The 24,605-nt window shown below is 46.7% G+C and carries 26 protein-coding genes; 9 read left to right on the top strand and 17 right to left on the bottom strand.

Annotated features, from left to right (window positions below):
- Nucleotide 1: 1 nt before the first annotated feature.
- The 7 genes from hpt to BM607_RS09735 all read right to left on the bottom strand — a co-directional run bounded on the left by hpt (nucleotide 2) and on the right by BM607_RS09735 (nucleotide 6,405).
- On the bottom strand, nucleotides 2-532 hold the full coding sequence (gene hpt / locus BM607_RS09765; RefSeq protein WP_071938545.1) for a hypoxanthine phosphoribosyltransferase: 531 nt from the start codon (nucleotides 530-532) through the stop codon (nucleotides 2-4).
- Nucleotides 533-539: 7 nt separating this feature from the next.
- Nucleotides 540-1,199 carry a flavin prenyltransferase UbiX gene (locus BM607_RS09760; RefSeq protein ID WP_006080284.1) on the bottom strand — a complete coding sequence of 220 codons (660 nt, stop codon included), beginning with the start codon at nucleotides 1,197-1,199 and terminating at the stop codon, nucleotides 540-542.
- 1 nt (nucleotide 1,200) lies between these two features.
- Nucleotides 1,201-2,592: a UDP-N-acetylmuramate:L-alanyl-gamma-D-glutamyl-meso-diaminopimelate ligase gene (gene mpl / locus BM607_RS09755; RefSeq protein WP_071938546.1), complete on the bottom strand. Its 1,392-nt coding sequence runs from the start codon at nucleotides 2,590-2,592 to the stop codon at nucleotides 1,201-1,203.
- A gap of 198 nt (nucleotides 2,593-2,790) precedes the next feature.
- Complete coding sequence (locus BM607_RS09750; RefSeq protein WP_006080282.1) at nucleotides 2,791-3,414, bottom strand: hypothetical protein; 624 nt, start codon at nucleotides 3,412-3,414, stop codon at nucleotides 2,791-2,793.
- A 169-nt stretch (nucleotides 3,415-3,583) separates the two neighbouring features.
- Nucleotides 3,584-4,450 carry a sterol desaturase family protein gene (locus tag BM607_RS09745; protein WP_071938547.1) on the bottom strand — a complete coding sequence of 289 codons (867 nt, stop codon included), beginning with the start codon at nucleotides 4,448-4,450 and terminating at the stop codon, nucleotides 3,584-3,586.
- 143 nt (nucleotides 4,451-4,593) lie between these two features.
- A complete protein-coding gene (locus BM607_RS09740) occupies nucleotides 4,594-5,625 on the bottom strand; it encodes a DUF2804 domain-containing protein (protein WP_071938548.1) in 1,032 nt (343 codons plus the stop codon).
- Between the two features lie 216 nt (nucleotides 5,626-5,841).
- On the bottom strand, nucleotides 5,842-6,405 hold the full coding sequence (locus BM607_RS09735; RefSeq protein WP_071938549.1) for a porin family protein: 564 nt from the start codon (nucleotides 6,403-6,405) through the stop codon (nucleotides 5,842-5,844).
- Nucleotides 6,406-6,551: 146 nt separating this feature from the next.
- On the opposite strand from BM607_RS09735, the gene BM607_RS09730 reads away from it, so the two are divergent.
- The 4 genes from BM607_RS09730 to BM607_RS09715 all read left to right on the top strand — a co-directional run bounded on the left by BM607_RS09730 (nucleotide 6,552) and on the right by BM607_RS09715 (nucleotide 9,851).
- Nucleotides 6,552-7,118, top strand: coding sequence for a YajG family lipoprotein (locus BM607_RS09730; protein WP_071938550.1), 567 nt, complete (start codon nucleotides 6,552-6,554; stop codon nucleotides 7,116-7,118).
- Between the two features lie 29 nt (nucleotides 7,119-7,147).
- Entirely contained in the window at nucleotides 7,148-7,732 is a 585-nt protein-coding gene (locus BM607_RS09725) for a peptidylprolyl isomerase (RefSeq protein WP_071938551.1), read from the top strand.
- Nucleotides 7,733-7,805: 73 nt separating this feature from the next.
- Nucleotides 7,806-8,126: a hypothetical protein gene (locus tag BM607_RS09720; RefSeq protein ID WP_006080276.1), complete on the top strand. Its 321-nt coding sequence runs from the start codon at nucleotides 7,806-7,808 to the stop codon at nucleotides 8,124-8,126.
- Nucleotides 8,127-8,435: 309 nt separating this feature from the next.
- Nucleotides 8,436-9,851, top strand: coding sequence for an MFS transporter (locus tag BM607_RS09715; protein WP_012588511.1), 1,416 nt, complete (start codon nucleotides 8,436-8,438; stop codon nucleotides 9,849-9,851).
- A gap of 121 nt (nucleotides 9,852-9,972) precedes the next feature.
- Here the strand turns inward: BM607_RS09715 and BM607_RS09710 are convergent, their stop codons facing one another.
- Nucleotides 9,973-10,458 carry a YajQ family cyclic di-GMP-binding protein gene (locus BM607_RS09710; RefSeq protein WP_006080274.1) on the bottom strand — a complete coding sequence of 162 codons (486 nt, stop codon included), beginning with the start codon at nucleotides 10,456-10,458 and terminating at the stop codon, nucleotides 9,973-9,975.
- Nucleotides 10,459-10,613: 155 nt separating this feature from the next.
- Between BM607_RS09710 and BM607_RS09705 the strand changes: the two genes are divergently transcribed.
- From BM607_RS09705 to BM607_RS09690, 4 genes are all read left to right on the top strand, one after another.
- On the top strand, nucleotides 10,614-10,976 hold the full coding sequence (locus BM607_RS09705; RefSeq protein WP_006080272.1) for a VanZ family protein: 363 nt from the start codon (nucleotides 10,614-10,616) through the stop codon (nucleotides 10,974-10,976).
- A gap of 49 nt (nucleotides 10,977-11,025) precedes the next feature.
- Complete coding sequence (locus BM607_RS09700) at nucleotides 11,026-11,961, top strand: 2-dehydropantoate 2-reductase (protein WP_071938552.1); 936 nt, start codon at nucleotides 11,026-11,028, stop codon at nucleotides 11,959-11,961.
- Nucleotides 11,962-12,312: 351 nt separating this feature from the next.
- Nucleotides 12,313-12,651, top strand: coding sequence for a P-II family nitrogen regulator (locus tag BM607_RS09695; protein ID WP_006080270.1), 339 nt, complete (start codon nucleotides 12,313-12,315; stop codon nucleotides 12,649-12,651).
- A complete protein-coding gene (locus tag BM607_RS09690) occupies nucleotides 12,648-13,961 on the top strand; it encodes an ammonium transporter (protein ID WP_012090145.1) in 1,314 nt (437 codons plus the stop codon). Before BM607_RS09695 ends, BM607_RS09690 begins: the two co-directional genes overlap by 4 nt.
- Before the next feature lie 179 nt (nucleotides 13,962-14,140).
- On the opposite strand, the gene BM607_RS09685 is transcribed toward BM607_RS09690, so the two are convergent.
- The 6 genes from BM607_RS09685 to BM607_RS09660 all read right to left on the bottom strand — a co-directional run bounded on the left by BM607_RS09685 (nucleotide 14,141) and on the right by BM607_RS09660 (nucleotide 20,401).
- Nucleotides 14,141-15,661, bottom strand: coding sequence for an EAL domain-containing protein (locus BM607_RS09685; RefSeq protein WP_071938553.1), 1,521 nt, complete (start codon nucleotides 15,659-15,661; stop codon nucleotides 14,141-14,143).
- Nucleotides 15,662-15,834: 173 nt separating this feature from the next.
- The gene (locus BM607_RS09680; RefSeq protein WP_071938554.1) at nucleotides 15,835-16,707 is read right to left on the bottom strand and encodes a DMT family transporter; all 873 of its coding nucleotides are present in this window, start codon (nucleotides 16,705-16,707) and stop codon (nucleotides 15,835-15,837) included.
- A 195-nt stretch (nucleotides 16,708-16,902) separates the two neighbouring features.
- Nucleotides 16,903-17,751, bottom strand: coding sequence for a 3-deoxy-8-phosphooctulonate synthase (gene kdsA, locus BM607_RS09675; protein ID WP_071938555.1), 849 nt, complete (start codon nucleotides 17,749-17,751; stop codon nucleotides 16,903-16,905).
- Between the two features lie 64 nt (nucleotides 17,752-17,815).
- Complete coding sequence (locus tag BM607_RS09670) at nucleotides 17,816-19,063, bottom strand: DUF819 family protein (protein ID WP_071938556.1); 1,248 nt, start codon at nucleotides 19,061-19,063, stop codon at nucleotides 17,816-17,818.
- A gap of 154 nt (nucleotides 19,064-19,217) precedes the next feature.
- Entirely contained in the window at nucleotides 19,218-20,006 is a 789-nt protein-coding gene (locus BM607_RS09665; protein WP_006080264.1) for a tetratricopeptide repeat protein, read from the bottom strand.
- Nucleotides 20,006-20,401, bottom strand: coding sequence for a SirB2 family protein (locus tag BM607_RS09660; protein WP_006080263.1), 396 nt, complete (start codon nucleotides 20,399-20,401; stop codon nucleotides 20,006-20,008). The genes BM607_RS09665 and BM607_RS09660 overlap by 1 nt, the downstream gene beginning before the upstream one ends.
- A 119-nt stretch (nucleotides 20,402-20,520) precedes the next feature.
- Here BM607_RS09660 and BM607_RS09655 point away from each other — a divergent pair, with 119 nt between their 5' ends.
- Nucleotides 20,521-20,934, top strand: a complete 414-nt coding sequence (locus BM607_RS09655; RefSeq protein ID WP_071938557.1) for a GNAT family N-acetyltransferase — start codon at nucleotides 20,521-20,523, stop codon at nucleotides 20,932-20,934.
- Between the two features lie 135 nt (nucleotides 20,935-21,069).
- Here the strand turns inward: BM607_RS09655 and prmC are convergent, their stop codons facing one another.
- From prmC to hemA, 3 genes are read right to left on the bottom strand one after another with little or no spacing between them, the layout of a single operon-like run.
- Nucleotides 21,070-21,918 carry a peptide chain release factor N(5)-glutamine methyltransferase gene (prmC, locus tag BM607_RS09650; RefSeq protein ID WP_006080260.1) on the bottom strand — a complete coding sequence of 283 codons (849 nt, stop codon included), beginning with the start codon at nucleotides 21,916-21,918 and terminating at the stop codon, nucleotides 21,070-21,072.
- A gap of 2 nt (nucleotides 21,919-21,920) precedes the next feature.
- A complete protein-coding gene (prfA, locus tag BM607_RS09645; protein WP_006080259.1) occupies nucleotides 21,921-23,012 on the bottom strand; it encodes a peptide chain release factor 1 in 1,092 nt (363 codons plus the stop codon).
- A gap of 14 nt (nucleotides 23,013-23,026) precedes the next feature.
- Nucleotides 23,027-24,277, bottom strand: a complete 1,251-nt coding sequence (hemA, locus tag BM607_RS09640; RefSeq protein WP_006084077.1) for a glutamyl-tRNA reductase — start codon at nucleotides 24,275-24,277, stop codon at nucleotides 23,027-23,029.
- Nucleotides 24,278-24,605: the final 328 nt, after the last annotated feature.

Here is a 24,605-nt window from a genome sequence, read left to right as displayed (position 1 = left end):
CTTAATCGAGTGGCACGACTTTCGCGATGTAAGGTAGATTGCGATATTGCTCTGCATAATCAATACCATAACCCACGATAAACTCATCAGGGATAGTGAAACCGATAAAATCGACCTTCACATCCACTTCACGACGTTCTGGTTTATCCAGCAGGGTGCACAGTGCAAGGCTCTTAGGCTCGCGCAGTAACAGCATCTCGCGCACTTTGCTTAAAGTGTTACCTGAGTCAATCAAGTCTTCCACAATCAATACATCGCGACCGGCGATATCTGATTGCACATCTTTCAGCACTTTCACATCCCGTGAGCTGGTCATAGCATTGCCATAACTGGAAACCGACATAAAATCGATTTCAACATGGCCTTTAATTCGGCGACACAGGTCAGCCATAAAGACCACTGAGCCTTTTAACAAGCCTACCATCAGCAGACGTTCGCTGTTGGCATAATGGGCATTGATTAGCTCGGCCATTTGATCCAATTTCTGGCTTATCTCTTCCGCAGAGATCATCACTTCGGTGGTGTGTTTCATATAAGTCTCAATTGTCGAGGTCGCGGTTAGACTGTTTGTCATAACCCCAGCGACTCGTTAATGCATGGTCAACGCCCAAATGATCGAGAATTCGAGCGACCATGAAGTCTACCAGATCTTCAACCGATTTGGGATTGTGATAAAAACCGGGGGCGGCGGGCATAATGGTCGCGCCGAGGCGAGAAAGGCTCAACATATGCTCTAAGTGTATGGCACTAAAAGGAGTTTCCCTCGGCACTAGGATAAGTTGGCCGCGCTCTTTAATCACCACATCGGCGGCGCGTTCGAGTAAATTATTACTCATTCCGGTAGCCACAGCCGCTAACGTCCCCGTCGAGCAAGGGCAAATCACCATTTGTTTAGGTGCAGCGCTGCCCGATGCGGGCGGTGAAAACCACTCATCTTTGCCTAACACCACTAACTCGCCAGTGATAATCACGCCTTTTTCGTGCAGCAAAGCCAACAGCTGGGCATGGGCTTTGTCGCTGTTGGCGCTTAACTGCAAACCGTGTTCAGTCGCTAATACTACGCGAGCGGCACTGGAGATCATCAAAAACACTTGATAACCCGATACCAACAGACACTCGAGCAACTTAAGGCCATAGGGGGCGCCCGAGGCGCCCGTCCAAGCTAAGCTAATTGCCTTTGTCGACTTTGTGTAGCTCATCTTAAACCTGCTCTGCAGTTGAACGCTGCTCTAATGCGGCCAGTAACTTCTTATGTAACCCGCCAAAGCCACCGTTACTCATCACCACTATGGTGTCGCCCGCCTTGGACGTTGCCGCCACTTTGGCGACCACATCATCAATTTGATGTAACACAGTAACAGGGATCACCGCCGCTTCCATGGCTTCTTTCATATTCCAGTCGATGGTATCGGCTTGATATAAAAAGGCTTCGTCGGCTTGCATCATAGAAAAAGCTAAAGTGTCTTTATGGACACCGCTCTTCATGGTGTTTGAGCGCGGCTCGAGTACCACAGTAATCTTGCTCTGACCGACCTTAGCCCGCATGCCTTTTAACGTGGTCGCAATCGCCGTTGGATGGTGGGCAAAGTCGTCGTATACGCTCACGCCGTTAACCGTTCCGAGTAATTCGAGTCGACGTTTAGGTGGCATAAACTTAGCTAAGGCTTCAATTGCAGCACTCGGCTTAACGCCCACGTGACGCGCGGCAGCAATGGCCATCATGGCGTTTTCAATATTGTGCTGACCAATCAAATCCCATTCGAGAATGCCTTGGGACTCACCATCAAAAAACACTTCAAAGCGATGGCAATCATCACTTAAGGCTTTGCCATACCAACCGTTGGCTGATTCGGCTAAATGATAGGTTTCTTGCTCGCTCCAGCACCCCATATCAATCGTCTGCTTAACGGCATGGGAATCGGCGGGCCAAACGATCTTTCCTTCGCCAGGTACAGTGCGAACTAAATGATTAAACTGTTTTTGAATCGCGGCCAGATCGGCAAAAATATCAGCATGATCGAACTCAAGATTGTTGATCACTAAGGTACGTGGATGATAATGCACGAATTTCGAACGTTTATCGAAGAAGGCACTGTCGTATTCATCGGCCTCAACCACAAAGAAAGCCGTCTTGCCTAAACGCGCCGACACACCAAAGTTTTGCGGTACACCACCGATTAAGAACCCAGGCGCATAACCACAATCATCTAAAATCCAGGCTAACATGCTAGAAGTCGAGGTTTTACCGTGAGTGCCAGACACTGCCAGTACCCAACGCTCAGGCAAAATATGATCGGCTAAAAACTGCGGGCCAGAGGTATAAGGGATGCCAATGTTCAACACGGCTTCCACGCAGGGATTACCCCGGCTCATGGCATTACCAATGACAACTAAGTCAGGATAATGCCCTGCTTCACCCAGCTGGCTGGGATCAAAACCTTGAATAAGCTCAATGCCTTGGTCCTCTAGTTGCGTGCTCATTGGAGGATAGACATTGGCATCCGAGCCCGTCACTCTGTGCCCTTTTGCCCTAGCCAATAACGCTAGACCACCCATGAAGGTTCCACAAATTCCTAAAATATGTACGTGCATACCGCTCGCTCTGATGTTTTGAATTCAACGCCATTCTAATCCATCGGGCGACAGATTGGCAGGTAACAATCGGCGAAAAGCACTGCAATCGCAAATGGCAGTTTTTAAATCCGTGGATTTCACATTCGAGTTGCAGAACTGAGATTTTTAGATAACAGGAAAACTAACACAAGGCCGAAAACTGTTGCAATGCAGGTACTAACGTAAGTCACGGTAGAGCTGAGCGTGCTGACTGCGGTGACGACTAAATAAGAATTGACGTAACGCTTCACGCTCTTCGGTTTCAGCCTGAAACTTAACGAAGGCCAGACCTTTCTCGCTACGAATAGGCTCGATATCGACGCGCATAGTCTCGCCATTGGGCAGTTGCAATTGCAGATCTTTACTGCCTAGCAATTGCTTAAATTGCTGCTGTGATTTAGCGCGAATAGCCATGCCAGAACTGGATAACGAGGCAACTGACCATTGCTCACCTTGATCGTGGTCGAATATCCACACATCATCGGCTTGGGTTAACCGCCAACTGCGCTCCACTCCCGAAGCATCTAGCACTTCAGGCACGCCTAAAGTGGGTTGAAACTGTCCAAAGTCATCCACTTTCATCAGTAGTGGAAACCAGAGTTTATAAGGCCCGACTTCGGCTAATAGAGTGAGTTTTGCCTTACCGAGAATCGAAGCGATAACTTGCGGCACTTCAGTTGTGACTGTGAGCACATGATTGACCAGGGGATCGTTAGTCAAGGCAGTGCCCACACGAGTCGGCGAAAAAAGTTCGCTAAAACAAGCAAGCTCCTCCGCGGATAATCGAGGTTCATCCATCATGATACGTCCTCCCAAGTTAAATTCCTTATCCCAAAAAGTACCACCAAAGTATGGGATTGTACATTTTTACACCAAAACAGTGGCAAAAAACGGAATATAGGCTAGCAAGGCTAAATTCAAGACTCTATTAGCCATTTGCGCTATTTAACTTGGAAAATGCAGTGGATAGTTATTCCTCGCTTTTTAAACTGCTAGAAGGCGGAGCAAACAAGATATGTAGTCGTTGTTTAACACTCAAGCCTGTCGCGGTGACCTCAGCAAACATGTCTCGCCATTCGCTAAACGTCACTTTAAGGGGATTAAAACTATTCACAGGCTCAGTGATACCGTAAATCACAGTCTCTACCTCAGGCTCAAAAGTGCCAAACAGCTTGTCCCAAATAATCAGCACACCCGCATAGTTTTTATCTATATATTGGGGATTACGACCGTGGTGCACCCTGTGATGTGACGGTGTATTGAAAACCCATTCCAACGGTCCGAGTGATTTAATCGCTTGGGTATGCACAAAAAATTGCAATCCCAGATTGAGTAATACCACAAATACCACCCAGTTTGGGTCGAAACCTATGACCACCAGCGGCAACCAAAACACCCACATGCCCGCAAACGGATACATTAAACTCTGGCGAAACGCGGTGCTAAAATTCATATTCTCAGAGCTATGGTGCACCACGTGAGCCGCCCACATCCAACGCACTCTGTGGCTCGCCCTGTGGAACCAGTAGTAACAAAAATCCTGCGCAACCATCAAGGCAATAAAGCTTAATGGGCCCATTTCAATATCGAATAACTTCCAACCAAACATCGCCAGATACAGCTTAGCGATCAACAAGCCAGTGAGTAGATCGGCACCTTGATGCATGGCCGCAAGGCTGAAATTACACAGCACTTCTTGGCCGCGATAACGTGCACTCAAGGGTAGCTTTTGTTTTTTATCGCCAAAATACCATTCCAGTAAAATACACACGAAAAACAACGGCGCGAGCACGAGCAGTAACACTTCGGGGTGCTGGATCAGCGAGGCGATATCCATATAAGGTCGTCCTGTTCTCTTGTTGTTTTATGATTATTTTTAGTGTTTTTTATATCGATTCTGAGCGAATTTTATAATCCGCATTAAACGCCACAACACAGACAACAGTGGTCGATTAGTCGCATTTTACGACCCGCATACGGTTACCAGCGGGCATAGTGATCTTCGGCAAGTCCCAGCACATTATTCAACTGATAACTGCGCCCTTGATTATCGGTAATCGTGCCGCTGAAATGACCGATGAATTGACGGAAATTACTCTTAAGCAAGAGCAAATTACGCTTTTCACGGCGACAATTGCGCGCCGCAAACTGTAAATCCACTTGACCATTTTGACTGTAGACTCGCCAGACTTCGGCGCCGAGCGTGGCGTGTCGATCAAACTCAAATTGCACTGACCCGAGTAAATGACGCTCGCCATTAATCCAGAAGACATTTTCAGTAGCGCCGGTTTCATTGACGCCCGCGGCTAAATTAAGCCCCATAATGCCCTCATGGATCCGCGCGTTGATCGACGCCCAGCGCCAACTGGTATCGCGGCGCATGTAACCCGCCGAAAAATCATAACCAGCTAAAGCGTGATTCAGCGGCTGCGGCTCATGGGATACAGTCAAACTACCTTTAACCGTCAAACCATTATGTTTCTGTGTGTAAGTCCAGCCGTTGTATCCAGTAGGACTACACATGGCCATAGGCAAACTTAAGGGTGCTGAGTGCAAAGTCACATCGGCTTGAATATTTTTAGTATCAATGATTAACCGCCAACCGCCCTCTACAATCTCAAAACTTAACTGCGCTCCTTTACGGCCAATACGACTTTTACCCTCAGCGGGTGATGGCGTCATCTGATAGCCAAACCTCAAAGGTTTTAGCCAATCAAGCTGGGTGAGAGTGTTGGTTTTTATGTCGTATAAATAACAAAACGCACTGCCGACGTAAGCAATATCGGCGAGTGCGATACCAAGGACATAACGCGGCGTGACCAAAGAGACAAACTGAAACTGTTTATAATCGAAATGCTTGGCCCACGCTGAAGCGGGTTTATCCATAGTGTTGAAATAAGCAAAGTCCGCTAAACCTAAGGTTTTGACTATGCCATCGAAATGCCCGAAATGGGGTAACCCCTTCGGATTGATCAGGCTATCTGGGGCGATTTGCGTTGCTATCGTTAACATGACTAAGCCTTACAGAAATAACGCGGGAGCATCTGTGCTCTCTCATTCTAAACATCGAATTTTTACTCTAACCCGTCCCCCTTTGCATTAAAAGAGTGCAAGGTCAAAATGTTGTCATTTTGTTACCAGTCAGTATTCTGTTTAATGCTTTATCGTCCTAGGTTATAAAACGAAAAAAGCGCCCAAAGGCGCTTTAATGCTAGATGCTAAGCAGGACTAGAATCGATAGCTCATTCCAAAGTTTATCCCCTGCAACGCTAACTCCTTCATCGGAAGATATTCATATTCCAAATTCAAACCGAATCCTGACTTAAAGCGATATTGCCAACCAACCGCGCCATAAAAGCCGACATCGTTCGAGTCCATCTCCTGCTTATCCATCTCATAGCTCACTTGAGTGTAGGCAGCGCCCAGCTTGGCATAAAGGCTGTTACCGCGAGACAACGCATACTCTCCGTAGGCTGTGGTTCTAACACCGTTATAACTCAAGTTTTTTATCTCGCTGATAATACTGACAAGCGCACTCGCAACACCACCGGAACCAGCTAAATAACCCGCTTCAAACCCAAAATGCTCGTTGAGCATATAACGGTAATATAAGTCGCCACTCAGGGTGTCACCGGCATCATATTTACCATTCTTAGTTTCAAACTCTTGGCTACCGTAACCTAAACTGCCGCCGAGTATATGGGCAGAATCCCCCGCGAATGCATTGGTGCTCATGATGCTTGACGCCAGTGTCAGGCTCACAATGAACGAAATTAACGACAGTTTTGGCATATTTTGCACCTAAAGAAATGAACTAACCCATAGTGAACGCTGGATATTATCACTAAAAGCTGTACTCCAACTGAATCGAGGTGTTCTGTGGCATCAAAAGTGATTTCTGGTATGCTGTAGCCACTTTTACTTGTACGAGAGATCCCATGAAACGGCTATTACTGACTTTGACTTTCCCCCTGCTGTTCGCGGGCTGTGCCAGCCAAAATCCGACTCATATGGCTTTCAGTCCCCAAGTGCCCAATATCAGCCAACAAACCGCGCAACGTGTTCCTATCTCTCTTGAAACCGTCGATACACGCACCGTCGATTTCGTGGCGCGTTTTATTGAAGAAGGGACAAAAACACGTTTGGTCGGCCCGAGTGAACCGCCTAAATTGCTGCTCGATGAAGTATTCCGCGCCGGCTTTAGCCAAGCGGGTTATCAAATCGATCCTAGCGCGACTAATTCAGTGCAAATTCAATTAGAAGAATTGCAAATGGATGTCACTAAAAAGACTTTTGGCTATGAGGCAAAACACAGTGTGTTAATCGCAGTGCAAGCCAAAAACTCAACCCAAGAACTGGTTAAACGTTACAAGGCAAAAGGCACCTTGAAAGGCCCTTTAACACCTGATTTTGCGACCTTAGAGCTGGATATGAATAAATTACTCGGCCAACTCACAGGTGAAATTCTCAATGATCCTGAGCTTAATCAGTTTCTACAACAATAAAAGCGTCAGTTTATTATAAGGAAATCAATATGCTCCGTTGGATATCAGCCCTCTTATTTCTCTTTATGAGTCACAATAGCCTCGCACTCGACATTCAGGCAGATACCTTGTATCCCAGAGTCGAGTTTGACACTAGCTTAGGCAAAATAGTGGTCGAGCTAGATAGGACACGCGCACCGATCACTGTCGATAACTTTTTAACTTATGTCGTCAAAGGCGAATACGACAACACGATATTTCACCGTGTGATCAGTGACTTTGTTGTGCAAGGCGGTGGACTCACCCCTAAGTATGAAGAGTTGCCAGACGGCAAGCCGATAATCAACGAATCTGGAAATGGTCTCACCAACAGCATAGGCACTATCGCCATGGCGCGGGAAAACGAGCCGCACTCAGCCACACGCCAGTTCTACTTCAACGTGGCCGACAATACTAAGCTCGACCCATCCAAACGCCGTTGGGGTTATGCCGTATTTGGTGAAGTGATTGAAGGTAAAACAGTCCTCGAAGCTATGGCTGTCGTTGAGACAGGCACGAACACTAAGCTCAATTGGCCTGATGTCCCTGTGACACCTATCATATTGAAAACCGCTAAGTTATTACCAAAACAGTAATCCAAAAATAATTTCGAGCAAAAGCGCTAATTTTGCATCTATACTGTTATAGCAAACAGAAAGGAGGCAAACGATGACGGCAACTGAGTTCATCGATAATAAAGCGCCCCAACTCGCCTTTTATGGAAAAGCGTTTTTGAGTGAAGAACTCGACTTCCATGAAGTGCAACTTTACTTATGGGACACGTTAGAAGAATGGCAGCAATTGAATTCGACTGGCGAAGCGCAAACGGAAACTGAAAAAGTGTTTTGGCACTTGCTTCACAGCTTTAACAGGTGGCCTGACTGTGTGATCCGCGGCAATCAATACCTGCGTAAGCAAGTGAATGATTGCTGTGACTATCTGAGTTTAGGCGGCCGAGTGCCGCAGGGATGCGTCGGGATAAGACCTTAAGTTCAGCATTCCTATTGATAGAAAATGGCCCTGTTATCAGGGCCTTTTTTATCGCGTAATTCATTCCTCCCCCTTCATTTTTGTGGTCTCTTTTACTCAAGGTATTAATACAGGCAATCAATGCCGACAATTAATGCTGACGATGAAAATCACTGCAAACGCTTAGCAACAGAAGATTAACGCTTAAGCTATATTCAATCACCAAAATGCGCCAAACGAGAGCCTTGTACAAAAGGAATGCCATTAGCCCTTGAACCCTATGGCACCTTACCCGTAAGCTAGGCGGATTAAACACTTAGACTCATACCTATGTCCGCAACAGGTTTTATTCAACGTACACTCGATGCGCTCAGTGTCTATTATCACAAGCGGGTTTTAATCCTGTTATTACTGGGTTTTTCCGCCGGTCTACCATTAATGCTGGTATTTTCAACGCTATCCTTTTGGTTGCGTGAAGCCGGTGTTGATCGCACTTCAATCGGTTATTTCAGCTGGATAGCCTTGGCCTATGCGTTTAAATGGGCTTGGTCGCCCTTAGTCGATCGACTCTCACTGCCGCTGTTAACTCGCTTTCTAGGCCGACGCCGCAGCTGGATGCTGTTCGCTCAGCTGTTATTGGTGGGGGCTATCTTAGGTATGTCGTTCAGCGATCCGCTCAAGGATCTCGAGCGCTTGGCGCTGTTCGCGTTAATGGTCGCCTTTGCTTCCGCCACCCAAGATATTGTGGTTGATGCCTTTCGGATTGAATCCGCCCCAGAAAAGATGCAAGCCGCATTAGCCGCCGCCTATCAAGTGGGTTATCGCAGCGCCATGATTATCGCCACCGCAGGTGCACTCACCATAGCGGCTTGGGTCGAACCCGGTAACACAGCATACAACTTAGTCGCCTGGCAAACCTCTTACCTGATTATGGCGGGATTAATGTCCGTGGGGATTTTGACCACACTTTTTAGCCGTGAGCCCGAAGTCGATACCCGCGCCGCCGATGCAACCGAATTAGCCTTAAAGCAACGCTTAAGCGCCACTTATCCAAGAATTATCGCTGCTGGCATGTCTTGGGTATACACGGCCAGTATTTTGCCTTTTATCGACTTTTTCAAACGCTATGGCCGCAGCGCTATCCTCATCCTATTGCTGATTTCTTGCTACCGGATCTCAGATATTGTGATGGGCATTATGGCGAACGTCTTTTATGTGGATATGGGCTTCACTAAAGAAGAAATTGCCTATTTGAGTAAAATCTATGGCCTGATCATGACCTTAGTCGGCGCAGCCTTCGGCGGTGTTTTGTTAGCGCGTTATGGCACGATGAAGATCCTTTTCCTTGGCGCTTTGCTGGTTGCGGTAACCAATCTGTTATTCGCGTGGCAGGCAGTGATTGGCTACAACGTACCCTTTTTAACCTTTGCCATTTCCGTAGACAACTTTAGCGCAGGAATCGCCACGGCGGCTTTTATCGCCTATCTATCGAGTCTCACCAGCAGCGGCTACAGTGCAACGCAATATGCCTTACTGTCTTCGATTATGTTGCTGTTCCCTAAGTTTATCGCGGGCTTCTCGGGGGCTTATGTCGACGCATTTGGCTATGTGAACTTCTTTGTCGCCGCCAGTGTGATTGGTTTTCCTGTGTTGTTTTTGGTTATCTTAGTCAACAAGTATGCGCCGCACCCCAGCACATCATTAATGGATGATTCGTCAAAAAGTGCACCAGCAAAATCGGATTAAGGTCTCATAGCACTTATGTCATCAATATAAAAAAGCCCTCACACCTTAGTGTGGGGGCTTTTACATTTAAAGACGAAATTACAAACGCGATACTGCATCACGTTAAACCAAATTTGCTCGATTAATCTTTAAAGTTATCAAATTGGAAAGGCTGGCCTAACTCAGACTCACGTGCCAACGCCATGACAGCTTGTAAATCATCACGTTTTTTACCTGTAACTCGTACTTTCTCGCCTTGAATAGACGCTTGCACTTTAAGTTTGCTGTCTTTAATTAGCTTGACCAGTTTTTTAGCGATTAAGGTTTCTATACCTTCTTTAAACTTCACTTTTAGGGAGAAGGTTTTACCACTGTGGATGGCTTTCTCATCGACTTCCATCGAAGACGGATCCACATTACGTTTGCTCAGTTGCATACGTAAAATGTCCACTAATTGTTGGCATTGGAAGTCATCTTCAGCGGTTAACGTGACCACATGGTCCTTATATTCCACGTCAGCCGTTTTACCGCGAAAATCGAAACGTGTCGCCAGCTCACGCTTAGTATTATCAACCGCATTACGCAGTTCAACTTCATTCACTTCTGACACAATATCCATTGAAGGCATAGTTTTTATGTCCCATATCAAATTAATATGCAGCTAGTTTACCCACACACAGGCCTAAGTTGAAGGTAAAGCCTAGAATAAAAGCGTAATCATGGATGACTTTAGTGGTGGATTTTCCTATCATTGCCCCACTCTAAGCTAATGCAAACATATTTGTGATAACTAAAAACACCCTATTTAAGCTGGCTTTAGCCGTAGCCTTTGTCGTGATCAGTTATCTGGTATTTTCCAGACCAACCTATTCGCAAAGTATTCCGAATATCGACAAGGTAGGCCATCTTGGGAGCTTTTTTTGCCTCTCCTATCTCTCCTACCTTGCTTTCAAACCTAAGTGGTATTGGCTATCGCTCACATTGGCGAGCTACGCCATTTTAATTGAGCTAGTGCAATCGCGTTTGCCCTACCGTAGCGCCTCTGTGGCGGATGTCATTGCCGACTTTGCGGGCATAGCGCTGTTCTACTTTTGTAATTGGGCCTATGGCAAATACTTCCGTGCTGCGCAGTTACGGGAAGATTAATCCGAACGCTTTCAATTGGCGCTGATACAGAAATTTCAAGGCTGCGAATATGACTCATGCTGTGGATATTGCCATTTTAGGTGCAGGTGCCGTTGGGCAACTGATCTGTCGCCAATTGACAGTTGCGGGCATGAATGTCGGTTTCATCGGCCGTAATGCTCTCGAATCTAGCCAGCAAGTACTGAATTTCACCCCATTAGCGTCTGCAGATGACCATCAACAGATACAAGCTATCCCGTATTCGGTGCCTATCTTAACTGCCGATGCGCTCGACAATATCCGTCTGGTGATTGTCTGCGTTAAAGCCTATCAAGTGCTCGATGCGCTCTCTCCCTTGCTCAAGCAACTGCCTAGCCAATGCCATATTTTGTTATTACACAATGGCATGGGACCTCATTTAGCGCTGGCACCGCTGATTAATGCGCAAGCCAATGGCAGAGGGCTAAGCCTAGGGACAACGTCTCAAGGGGTGTTACGCCAAGCCCCTTGGCTGATTAAGCAAACCGGACAAGGGCTGACTCAGCTGGGGCATTTCACAGGCGCTGAACTGACGAAGCATTATCGCAACGCTTTGCTGGCTGCCATTCCGAGCAGTGAATGGGTCGATGCGATTGTGCCTTGCCTGTGGCAAAAACTCGCAGTCAATGCCGCCATCAATCCGCTCACGGCGCTATATCAATGCCCCAATGGCAAACTAGCTGAGCCAGATTTTAGTGAAATGATTAAGGGTATTCTCGATGAGTTGGTCATGGTTGCCGCACATGATGGCGTGTCGCTTGATCAATCATTTTTGCACGACAGGGTCTACCAAGTGATCCGCCTAACAGCTGGGAACTTCTCGTCGATGCACCAAGATATTGCGCATCAAAGGCGAACCGAGATAGACCAAATTAACGGCTATATCTGTGAGCGTGCACAAGCGCACGGTTTAAGTGCGCCAGTCAATGCCGAGCTTTGGGCGCGAGTCAAACAGCTAGCAGTTTAAGCGAGCACAACTAGCCTAGTTCAATTAAAGTTAACCTAATGTTTAATCAAGATAATCTGTAAATCACGATTTAATTCCCCGCATTCATGCAGCGCATTAAAACGCTGACTCCCTTCGCTTTATATCCACTCGACACTATCTGCACAGATACTTGCCAGCAGAACTCATCTTGCACCAATAAAACGCACCAAATCAGGGCGGTTTGATTCTGTTTTGCACCGTTTTGCATCAATTCATGATGCTATTTCGGTGCGACTGAATGTTAACGCAATGATAATAAATGCTTTGTTTATATGGCCTGATTCCTGCTTTATTCCAATAAATTGAGTCTGAAGTTTGTTGGAGAAAAAATTGAAACTGGTCACCGCAATCATTAAACCGTTCAAATTAGACGATGTACGTGAAGCCTTAACTCAGCTCAACGTCCATGGCATGACAGTCACTGAAGTGCGCGGCTTTGGCCGCCAAAAGGGCCATACAGAATTGTATCGTGGCGCCGAATACGCAGTGGACTTTTTGCCTAAGATGAAGCTCGAAGTCGCCATTCACTCCGATCAAGAAGAAGCCGTTATCGAAGCCATTATTGCCGCTGCCCATACGGGTAAAGTGGGCGATGGCAAAATCTTTGTGACCGAACTCCAACAAGTCGTGCGCATTCGCACTTCGGAAGAAGGAGTGGATGCCCTATGATGCTAGCGAACTTCAGACTCAGTTTTAAATATCTATTGATATTATTCAGTATGTTGGCGACCAATGCTGTCGCCGATGAGGGTCAGTTCAGCGCCGCGAATACTGCGTGGATCTTAAGCTCATCCGCGCTGGTGTTGTTGATGACCTTACCCGGATTAGCCTTATTTTACGGCGGTTTAGTACGCAGTAAAAACGTACTCTCGATATTGATGCAGTGCTTCTCTATCGCCGCCCTTGTCTCAGTTTTATGGTTTGCCATAGGTTATTCGCTCGCCTTCGATGCGGGCAATAGTTTTATCGGTGGCTTAGGTAAAGCATTACTGTCAGGCGTTGGCCGCGATAGTCTCAGTGGGGATATTCCTGAGCCCCTGTTTATGCTATTTCAAATGACCTTTGCCATCATCACGCCGGCACTGATCATCGGTGGCTTTGCCGAGCGGATGAAATTCTCAGCTGTGCTCATCTTTTCAGGGGCTTGGTTATTATTGGTTTATGCGCCGATCACCCACTGGGTGTGGGGCGGAGGCTGGTTAGCCCAACTAGGACTGTACGATTTTGCTGGCGGAACCGTGGTGCATATTACCGCCGGGGTTGCAGCGCTCGTGGCGGCTAAAGTGCTAGGTCCGCGCAAAGGATTTTTAAACTCGGCGATTATGCCGCACAACCTGACCATGACAGTCACAGGTGCGGGCATGCTGTGGGTCGGTTGGTTCGGTTTTAATGGTGGTAGCGCACTCGGCGCCAATGGCACCGCTGCCATGGCGATTTTAGCAACTCATCTCGCCGCTTCTATGGGCGCGATGACCTGGGCAGCAATTGAGTGGATTAAGTTTGGTAAACCCAGCGCCCTTGGCATAGTCACCGGCATGGTAGCAGGCTTAGGCACTATCACTCCGGCGTCTGGTTATGTTGGCCCAGCGGGCGCCTTAGTGATTGGTTTACTCGGCGGGATCGTGTGTTTTTACTCAACGGTCTATATCAAACAGAAACTTAAGATCGATGACTCCTTAGACGTTTTCCCCGTACACGGGGTCGGCGGTATTCTCGGAACCCTTTTGGCCGGAGTGTTTAGCTCGACCCAATTAGGCGTCTTCAGCGGCTACGGTTTTGCGGCCGTGAACGAAACCATGATAGACCAACTTGGGGTACAGATTATCGGGGTCGCGGCAACATTCACTTATACAGCTGTGGTCACTTGGTTACTGTTCGTGATCATCCGTAAACTACTTGGCGGCCTTCGTGTCAGCACAGAACAAGAAGTTAACGGCTTGGATTTATCGGAACACGAAGAAACGGGCTATAGTCTTTGATTAAGCCTCTTGCCAGAGCAGTTAACCAGAAACTTTAAAAGAGACTTTAAAAAGAGGCTTTAACGCTAAGCTTTCAACCAGAGGCTTAAACCAAAGCCTTTAACACGCACTTTTAGCTATAACGCTTGAACAGCAATAAGGGCACCTAGATGCCCTTATTGCTGACTGGTTTGATGATGCTAATGTTTAAAATGCTCAACTAACCATAGCTTTAAATCGGCGAGTTTCATCGGCTTAGCAAAGAGATACCCTTGTAGAAAATGCACTTGGCGACTGGTTAAATAATCCGCCTGCTCCTGCGTCTCAACCCCCTCTGCCACCACGACATAATTCATCTTGTGGGAAAGCTCGATAATAGTATCGAGCACATGGGAAGTGACAGAATCTTGTCCTATGGTATCGATAAAGCATTTATCAATTTTCAGATAGTCTAACGGCATCGTTTGCAGCAGGGATAAAGTGGTTTGCCCAGTACCAAAGTCATCAATTGCCACTAGAATCCCTAACTGTCGCAAGCTTTCAATACACTGGCAAATATCCGGCGTTAATAATTGCCGTTCGGTGATTTCAATCAACGGCTTAACGCCAATACGCTCCAGGGAATCCCGCAGATGAATAAATTTCGACTCAATATCATCCTGCGTAAAGTGTTCTGGCGCCACGTTAAACGCAATTCTAAAGCCCGGTTCGACCTTCATATCGGCAAAATCTTTTAATGCCCGCTCAAAAATATAGTTGGTTAATGGGACAATTAACTTGCCCTCTTCGGCAATGGGAATAAACAAATCAGGCCGCACTAAGCCCATTTGTGGGTGCTGCCAACGCACTAATGCCTCAACGCCTTTTGCCTTACCGTCCTCGGCACAAATCACTGGCTGATAAACCAAGAAAAACTCTTCGTTCTCTATCCCACTGCGAATGTCATCGGCAAGGGAATGGCGAGTAACCCTTGAATAGAGCACAAATAGGATAGTACCCGTAATCAAGACTATGCTAACGGGCAAAGAAATGGCCAAAAATATCCAAAAGAAATGCCAGAAAAAGGCAGGTGACATTGCTAATAACACTGAAAAATTGTGCTTGTCAGAATCGAGCGTCATCACCTCATTTTGTTTAAATTCGGGTGACTCTGGAATCGTTTTACCATTTATAGATAAAGCGGCATTGATCACTGCGCTGGGAAACACATTGGGTTGTACAAAGGAGTCTAATAAATATTGCCCTTCAATAATCACAGCAGCGCCGTGCTTAGATATCGGTTCCCAGTTTGATGCCACTATCGCAGGCACCTCAGGCATAAAAGGCGTGCCGCCAATAATAAACTGGTTAGGTATTTCAAGATTTTCAGTGGTACTGACTATGCCTAAAGGAACGTCGATATCACCTGTTTTAGATGAACAATAAACACGTTGCGAATCAAATATTAAAGCTGAGCGAAAGTAAGGCTGGAACAACATATAGTTGTGTAATTCTTGACACTCAGTGTCCTTCAGCGCCAATGCATAATGACTGATTTCATCGGCATGAGAGATCAAAGTATCTATGTGACCAACATAAATCCCCCCCACACCTTTGACTTTATCTTCCACAAAATACTGCGCAGAGAGATAACTTGCGACCACAGCAACCCCTATGGGAAACAATATCACTGCCAGCCATTGCCACAATGGCAGATTTAATTTTGCTATTTTTCTTCGCATAGTTCTCTGTTTAGTTCCTTAACTCGCACAGCACTCGGTTAAAAATGGTATCAAAATCTAAGCTGCAAGACGTGTATATGTTTGTATCTCAGTTCATGTCAGCTTGATATAAACTGGCTAAATCGCATTTTATTCTAGTATAAAAAATCGACATGGTATCAATGAGTTTGAAACTATTCCCACATCACTAAAATGGCGGCGATAGCAATAAGGATTAATCCAAGCATATCTTTTATCTTTACTTTTTCCTTCAACCAAAAGGTGGCAATTAAGATCATAAAGAAGACTTCAACTTGGCCTAAGGTTTTTACATAAGGCACTGCCTGCAGCGACATAGCACTAAACCAGCCGATAGAACCTAAACAACTGGCGGTACTAGTGAGTAAGGTTAGCTTAGGTCGCTGCCATAACGCGGCCAGTGTGGATTTATCCTTAAGTAACAGATAACTGACTAACACTAAGGTCTGTAGACTAATCACGAATAACAGCACCCAAGCGGCGCTATGGGGGAAGCCGATATTCAAACACAAACTCGCCTCCCGCACCCAAAGCGATGTCAGCGCAAACGAAGTACCACAGGCTAAACCAATCAATACCGTATTGAGCGACAGACTTCGAAGACCTTGTTTGGCACTCATCAGAAAAATCGCCACACCGCCCAGTAATACACCCGACCAACCTAATGGTGATAAATGAGTGCCAAAAAACACTGTGCCTAATATCGCCGCAACCACAGCTTCACTCTTAGCCAGCCCAGCCCCAATGGCAAAGTTCTGCAGCTTAAACAGTTTCACCATCAAACCCGTCGCGAGGATTTGCATTGCCGATGCACCTAAGATAAAGCCGATAAAACGGCCGCTAAAATAGGGAATACCGACATCCTGCCAAAGATTTAAACCTGCCAGATACACGGCGGCAATTGGCCCAGCCCAAATAAAACGCGCTAAGGTCACGCCCGCGACACTCACCTCTTTACTCAGCTGGCTTTGAAATGCATTACGCCAAGCCTGCATAAATGCCGCCAGCAAAGTTAGTAAGATCCACATGAAGGTATTCCGTAAAGAATCAGGTCGGCAATAAAGACGAGGGTAAGGCAAACCTCATCATAAAACATTAATGTTTCAGATAGCTACAGGGTTATGGCAACCCGATTCTTTCAGCTGAAAAACAAAAGCCCCGAACGGGTCGAGGCTTTGGGATTAAATCATTAAGTCACTAATTCATTAAGTCTTAGCTTGCGATTACTTGCTGGTATCGATTGGATCGAAGGACTTAACCAAATCATCGATCGCTTTCATTTGCTTCAGATAATTTTCTAACTGATGCAAAGGCAAGGCACATGGGCCGTCGCACTTAGCGTTATCAGGATCGGGATGTGCTTCAATGAATAGACCCGCTAAACCTAGCGCCATACCGCTGCGCGCTAACTCGGTCGCCTGTGCACGACGTCCGCCAGCAGAATCGGCACGGCCACCAGGGCGTTGCAGCGCATGGGTCGCATCAAAAATCACTGGGTAGCCAGATTGTTTCATCTCATCCATGCCCAACATATCAACGACTAAGTTGTTATAACCAAAGCTTGAACCACGTTCACACAGGATGATCTCGTCATTACCCGCTTCATTAAACTTAGTGATGATATGGCGCATTTCGTGCGGCGCTAAAAACTGTGGCTTCTTCACGTTGATGATAGCGCCGGTTTTTGCCATAGCGACAACCAAATCTGTCTGGCGGGCTAAGAATGCTGGCAACTGAATGATATCAACCACTTCAGCAACAGGCGCACACTGGTGCACTTCATGCACGTCAGTGATCAAAGGTAAGTTAAAGGTCTTTTTAATTTCTTCAAAAATCTTCAAACCTTCTTCCATGCCAGGGCCGCGGTAAGAGTTGATTGAGGAGCGATTCGCCTTATCAAAGGACGCCTTAAACACATAAGGAATACCCAGTTTTTGGGTCACTTCGGCGTAGGTTTCAGCAATCGACATAGCGAGATCGCGAGACTCAAGCACGTTCATGCCACCAAACAACACGAAAGGTTTATCGTTGGCAATCTCGATTGAACCTAGGTTTATGATTTTATTACTCATCGCAACTTCTCTCTAAAATGCTGGAACCTTTCCCAGCGATGAACTGAATATAGGGCTAAGGCCGCTATGCCGCAACTGCTTGTAAAAGCTGGCCACAGAGCCACGCCATGTAAGTCCCTAACGCATAACCAAATACGGCTAACAGCACGCCAACAGGCGCTAAAGCGGGGTGGAATGCTGCAGCAACAACAGGGGCAGATGCTGCGCCGCCGACGTTCGCTTGGCTACCCACGGCCATGTAAAACAGCGGGGCTTTAATTAACTTAGCCACCAATAACATAAAGCCTGCGTGCACTAACATCCAAATAATGCCCACTAAAAAGTACAAAGTCGTATCGAGCACTTTACTCACATCCATGTGCAGACCAATCGTCGCCACTAAGATGTAAAGGAAGGCCGACGCCACTTTTGATGCCCCCGCCGCCTCTAAATGGCGCACAGGGCTGAAGGACATAGCCAAACCAATGGTTGTGACTATCACCACTAACCAGAAGAACTTAGAGGTTAAGCTGTAATCTTCGGTCCAAGGGTAGTTCGCTTCAAAAAATGGTCCAAGGAAATCGGCGGCCATATGAGCGATACCTGTGATACCAAAACCAACGGCGACAATCAGCATAAGATCGCGCAGATTAGGAATGCGGGCATTTTCAGCGTGATACTTTTCAACTTTGTCTTTTAACGCTTCAATTGCTGAGGTATCGGCACCCGTTCTCGCATCAATCTCTTTCGCCTTTGAGGCCATAAATAACAATACGGCCATCCAGATATTGGCGACAATCACATCGACTGTCACCATCACAGAGAAAATATTGCCACCTACCGCATAGATTTCTTTCATCGCGGCTTGATTTGCGCCGCCACCAATCCAGCTTCCGGCTAAGGTCGTCATGCCGCGCCATACCGCATCAGGACCATCAACTCCAATTAAAGAGGGCTCGATGATCGACACTAACAGCAAGGCAATCGGGCCACCGATAACAATACCGACAGTGCCGGTTAAAAACATGATTAAGGCTTTCGGCCCTAAACTTAAAATAGCTTTTAAATCAACGCTTAATATTAATAAGACTAAACACGCTGGCAGTAAATAACGTGACGCCACAAAATACAGTTGTGAGGTATTACCGTCGATCACCCCAAAGGTATTCAATAAAGAGGGTAAAAAATAACACAATAAAAGTGCGGGAATGAAACGATAAAACTTCTGCCAAAAAGGATGACTACTGCTACTGGTATAAAATACAAAACCTAGAATTGTCGCGAGTATCCCTAACGCCGTGGCATCGTTCGTCACTAAAGCCGTGCTTGTCATGCTAATTTCTCCCTGTTAATACAGTTATTATTTTATTTTTATTAGAGACTTAACCTTTAAGTCCCTGGGTCAAACTTTCATCTGCCCAGTGTTATTATTTTTGCTGATTGGATTGAACCGTTGATAAATAAGAAGAGCCCCGAAAGGCTCTGCTTTAATGGTAAATCTCGGCATGCTCGTTTAATTCTTTGAGCTGCATCTTCACGATTTCGATCACGGGGTCGTGGGGGCTGTTATCGACAAAATGCTGCAAATCAGCAGCGGCCACATTAATACAACCCAGCTGCTGCGCGATAAAGGCTCGCTCACGATTGAGGTGCACATCATCGCTATGCCATTGCAACAGGAGACTGCAACATTCCATCGCCGCCTCAAATTGATGCGACACTATGCAACCGGCTTTTAGCTCATGCAGCATACGCGTCAGCAGTTTCTTCACCGTTGCAGGTTTTAAGTAACTCGCCTTAAGCTCGGCCGCATTGCCTAACTCGCCGCGCACTAACACATGCAACTGGTGACGGCTGAGCTCCTTGCCCGTCAAAGGGTCCAGATAACTCACTTCACCGGCAATCTTGCAACGCAGCACCGTATTGCCGGGTAGCAATATTGGTTCAAGCTCAAGATCTAACTGCTTCGCCAGTAACATCAAGACAGTTGCCAGCGTAGTGCTATTCCCTTGGCGGCTAATTAAGCAAGTACCTAAATCCGCTGCCTCAGTACTAAAGTAGTTATCGCGGACACAAAAGCCTAAATCCTCGTAAAACCAATGCAACAGCGCATTAAAACGCTGTTGTTGGTCAACCAAGTAATGACTTAATACGGCTCCCGCCATTTCAAACCAAGCCCATTTAGCGGCTTCTAGTTTAGAAAATCCAAGGTGCGCACCTACATCCAATGCCGACTCGGGCAATGAAATGCCATCTTGCAGAGTGTAGTTACCCATTAACCCAATAATACCGCTTGTTTAAAATGAGCCAATTTAGCAGCATAAACCAACCAGCCTATCGCGCCTAAGTAAGCAAACACTTTGAACAACTTGTTTCTGTTCGCCTTTATGGCAATCGCGCCTAGGACAATATAGGCAACCACAGCACCGATTTTTTCGGTCATCCAAGGATCGACAAAAGGAAATTGCTGGATCATAAAACACAGGGTTAAGCCCGACAGCAGTAAGAAAGTGTCGATAACATGGGGCGCTATCTTGAGCAGTTTCTTCTCCATCAAAGCCGATTGGCGCAGATGCAGAACAAAGCGCACGGTAAGCAGCAACACGCTTAACGCGATAAAGGTAAAATGCAGATGTTTAACCGCAGGATATAGACTGTAAAAAGTTTCCATTACGATACTTATGGCCAGTGACAAAGGCGCTAGTTTACCCTAATCCGTGACGGCATACCAATGCCTATCAGCCTAGATAGCCAGAGCTAACATCATAAAAAATCAAACGAGAAGAGACGATGAATTTAAGCTTAATTAACGATGAATCAACCGAGTTCGCCGATGCCGTAAAACAAAAAATCGTCGAGTTTAACCAAGCCCAATGGCAAGGGCTTAGCCGTAAAAATCTCGGCCTCAAATTACAAGACGCTGAAGGCAAACTGTTAGGAGGAATAAGCGGTAAAACCTTCGGCAATTGGTTGTTAATTGATTACCTGTGGGTCGATGACGCCCTAAGACACCAAAAAATCGGCACGCACTTATTGTTAGAGGCAGAAAGCCAAGCAAAAGCGCGCGGCTGCCAATTTGCCCTACTCGATACCTTAGATTTTCAAGCTAAGCCTTTTTATGAGCGCCACGGCTATCACGTGCAATGGATACAACAAGCCTACCCAGAAACCGGCAGTAAATTCTTTATGGTGAAAGCGTTGTGATGTTTAAGGCTTGCGATCGTCAGCTTAACATCTGCTTAAGGTGACTCTTTAGAAAACAAAAACGCCATTGGCGATAACCAATGGCGTTCGTTAAATCGGTATAACTGGGTAAATATCTTCACTTAAAGCAGCGCGTTATTCTGCCCATTTACCCATAGTACATCTGTCATTGCTACCAAAGTCTCGCACTGTGGCGACATTTTCATAGCCCAGTTCGATAAGCTTAGCTCTGAGTCTTACCGCCTGTTCGAAGCCATGCTCGAGCAGGATATAGCCGTTAGGCTTTAAGTAATCTCGGGCAGTGTTGGCAATATAATACAGATCGGCAAAGCCTTCCTCGGCGGCGGTTAACGCGCTTTGGGGCTCAAAACGCACGTCACCTTGGTGCAAGTGTTCGTCAGTCTCATCAATATAGGGCGGATTTGAGACGATTAAATCAAAGTCACGCGACTTTACAGCGCTAAACCAATCACTTTGAAGAATATCAACCTGTGGCAGCTTTAAGTTCTCACGGTTCGCGATAGCCAAAGCCACGGCATCATCGACTTTATCGACCGCCGTGATTTGCCAAGACTCACGCTCAGACGCCAACGCCAGCGCAATGGCCCCAGTGCCTGTTCCTAAGTCGAGCACTTTGGCATAGGTAGAAAGCGGCATGTTCAAGGCGGTTTCGACTAAAATTTCCGTATCAGGACGCGGGATCAAAGTCGTGTCGTTGACGATAAAAGGCAGTGACCAAAATTCGCGCTCACCGACAATATGTGCCACAGGCACGCCCTTTTGGCGTTTCTGCACCATTTGCTGGAAGCGTTTCCACTGCTCAACCGTCAAGGATTTTTCAGGCCAAGTGTATAAATAGCTGCGACTTTTATTGAGGCAATATAACAACAAAACCTCTGCATCCAGATGAGCGGATTCAGAGGTTGATGCTAACTGCACATAAGCCCATTGCAGAGCTTCGGCTATGCTAGATTGATCTGACAAAACTACCCCTGCTCGTCAGCCAGTGCGGCTAACTGATCGGCTTGATGCTCTTGCATCAGAGGCAATAAAATAGCATCGAGATCGCCTTCCATCACTTCGTTCAAGCGATATAAGGTCAAGTTGATGCGGTGTTCGCTCACGCGGCCTTGCGGGAAGTTGTAAGTACGTACACGTTCGGAGCGATCGCCACTGGCAACCAGACTACGACGGGTCGTTTCTTCGGCGCTACGGCGTTTTTCGTCTTCAAGAGCTTGTATACGTGCGGCCAGTACACTCATGGCTTGGGCACGGTTCTTATGTTGCGAGCGTTGATCTTGGCATTCCACCACGATCCCCGTTGGAATGTGGGTAATACGAATGGCAGAATCGGTTTTGTTAACGTGCTGACCACCCGCGCCCGATGAACGGAAAGTATCTACTTTCAGATCGGCTGGGTTAATTGAAATCGCTTCTGCTTCAGGCACTTCATGTAATACAACCACAGTAACCGCTGAAGTATGCACACGGCCTTGAGATTCGGTTTCTGGCACACGTTGTACGCGGTGACCGCCAGACTCAAACTTAAGTTTGCCGTATACGCCGTCGCCACTGACCTTCATGATCACTTCTTTGAAGCCACCATGTTCGCCTTCGTTACAGCTCATGATTTCGATCTGCCAGCGATTTGCTTCGGCATAACGGCTGTACATGCGGAATAAGTCACCGGCAAAAATCGCCGCTTCATCACCGCCTGCACCTGCACGGATCTCAACGAAGGCGTTTTTATCGTCGTCAGGATCTTTTGGCAATAATAGAATTTGCAGTTCATCTTCAAGATGCTCGAGCTTAGCCTTAGCGGCTTTCATCTCTTCCTGCGCCATTTCGCGCATTTCAGCATCGTCTTCTTCCAGCATTTCTTTGGCAGAATCGAGATCGACCTGCGCTTGCTGATAGGCTTTAAAGCCAGCAACAACGTCTTCTAACTGGGCATATTCTTTCGATAACGCGCGAAACCTGTCTTGATCCGAAATGACGCTAGCATCACCCAGCAAAGCCATGACTTCTTCATTGCGCTCGAGCAAGCCTTCCAGCTTGCGGATAACGGATTCCTTCATTTAACTCGCTAACCTTAGTTTTTATCTAATCCAAGCGCTGATCTTAACTGACCGAGAGTATTCAAATCGCCCTGACGACTCGCTGCCGTGAGGGCCTGTGTCGGTGCGTGGATAAGTTTATTGGTCAGGCGATTGGCTAGTTCAATCAATACCTGCTCAGTGTCTGAGCCCTGGGCTAATTTATTCAGGGCGCGTTCCACTAACTCATCTTTTACCGCCATGCTCTGGCTGCGATACTCGCGAATACTGTCGACCGACTCTAAAGAACGGATCCAATCCATAAATAAGAAAGATTGTTCTTCAGTAATTACTTCAGCTTGCTCGGCGGCTTCTTTTCGAGAAGCCATATTCTGTTCAATAATGCTATGCAGGTCGTCCACTGTATACAGAAACGCGTCATCCAAATCGGCGACTTCCGGCTCAATATCCCGGGGAACTGCTATATCAACCAATAACATAGGTTGATGGCGACGCTGCTTTAGCGCTTTTTCGACCATGCCTTTACCTAAGATAGGCAGAGGGCTGGCGGTAGAGGATATCACGATATCGGCTTTTGGGAGATAATCTGGTATCTGTGCCAGTGTAATAGCTGTTGCACCAAACTCCTCGCACATGCCTTGAGCACGTTCTAACGTCCGGTTTGCCACCACCATTGAAGCCACGCCGTTGTCTTTAAGATGCTTCGCAACCAGCTCTATGGTTTCACCCGCGCCAATCAATAGCACTTTTGTGGTCGATATGGATGAGAAAATATGTTTCGCCATGCTAACCGCGGCAAATGCCACTGACACTGCGGCGGCGCCGATTTCAGTATCGGTACGGACTTTCTTAGCGACCGAAAAGGTATTTTGAAAGAGTCTATCTATGGTTAAGGCAACCGTACCAGCCTCTTTGGCCTTAACGAATGCTTGTTTTACTTGGCCGAGAATTTGCGGCTCACCCAAGATCAACGAATCGAGCCCAGAGGCCACACGCATCAAATGCCTGACGGCATCCTGACCGTGATAATTATAGAGACAAGGCGCGACGTCCTTATGATCAAGGCCGTGATATTCTTCAAGCCACGCAATAATGTCGGCCTCATCGCCGTTGTTGCAATACAACTCAGTGCGATTACAGGTCGAGACAATAACGGCTTCACCCGAGCGTGTACGACTGGCCAGACTTTTCATAGCGTCATGAATTTTGTCCGGAGAGAAGGCAACTTTCTCGCGCAGGTCTACCGTGGCTGTTTTATGGTTAATACCGATTGCTACAAGGCTCATCTGACTCTTTCTAGATTCTTGGCGACTCTCTTAATAAGGGCATTCTACTGAATCGGCCCAACTAAAAACAGAATACGCTTAACAAAACCGAATAAAGGTCTAACTTCTTACCTAAATTTTCTATCAATGATAGGTAAGGCTGGATTTGCCCCGAAGGAACAAATCTAAGTGACCGCCGATGGAAATTTTACGTTTGGCATTGGTATTCTTTCCAAGCCCTCGTATCATAAGGACTTTGGTATATCAGTCATAGATGAATAATTTGAAGCGCCTCACAAAAACCATTTTCTCTTGTTTTACCTTAAGCGCCCTACTCTTGCTGGCGGGG

It is taken from the genome of Shewanella sp. SACH, assembly GCF_001887095.2.
In the GTDB taxonomy this organism is placed as follows: domain Bacteria; phylum Pseudomonadota; class Gammaproteobacteria; order Enterobacterales; family Shewanellaceae; genus Shewanella; species Shewanella baltica.
Note: the sequence above shows the minus strand (reverse complement) of the source record. Positions and strands in the feature narration are given on the sequence as shown.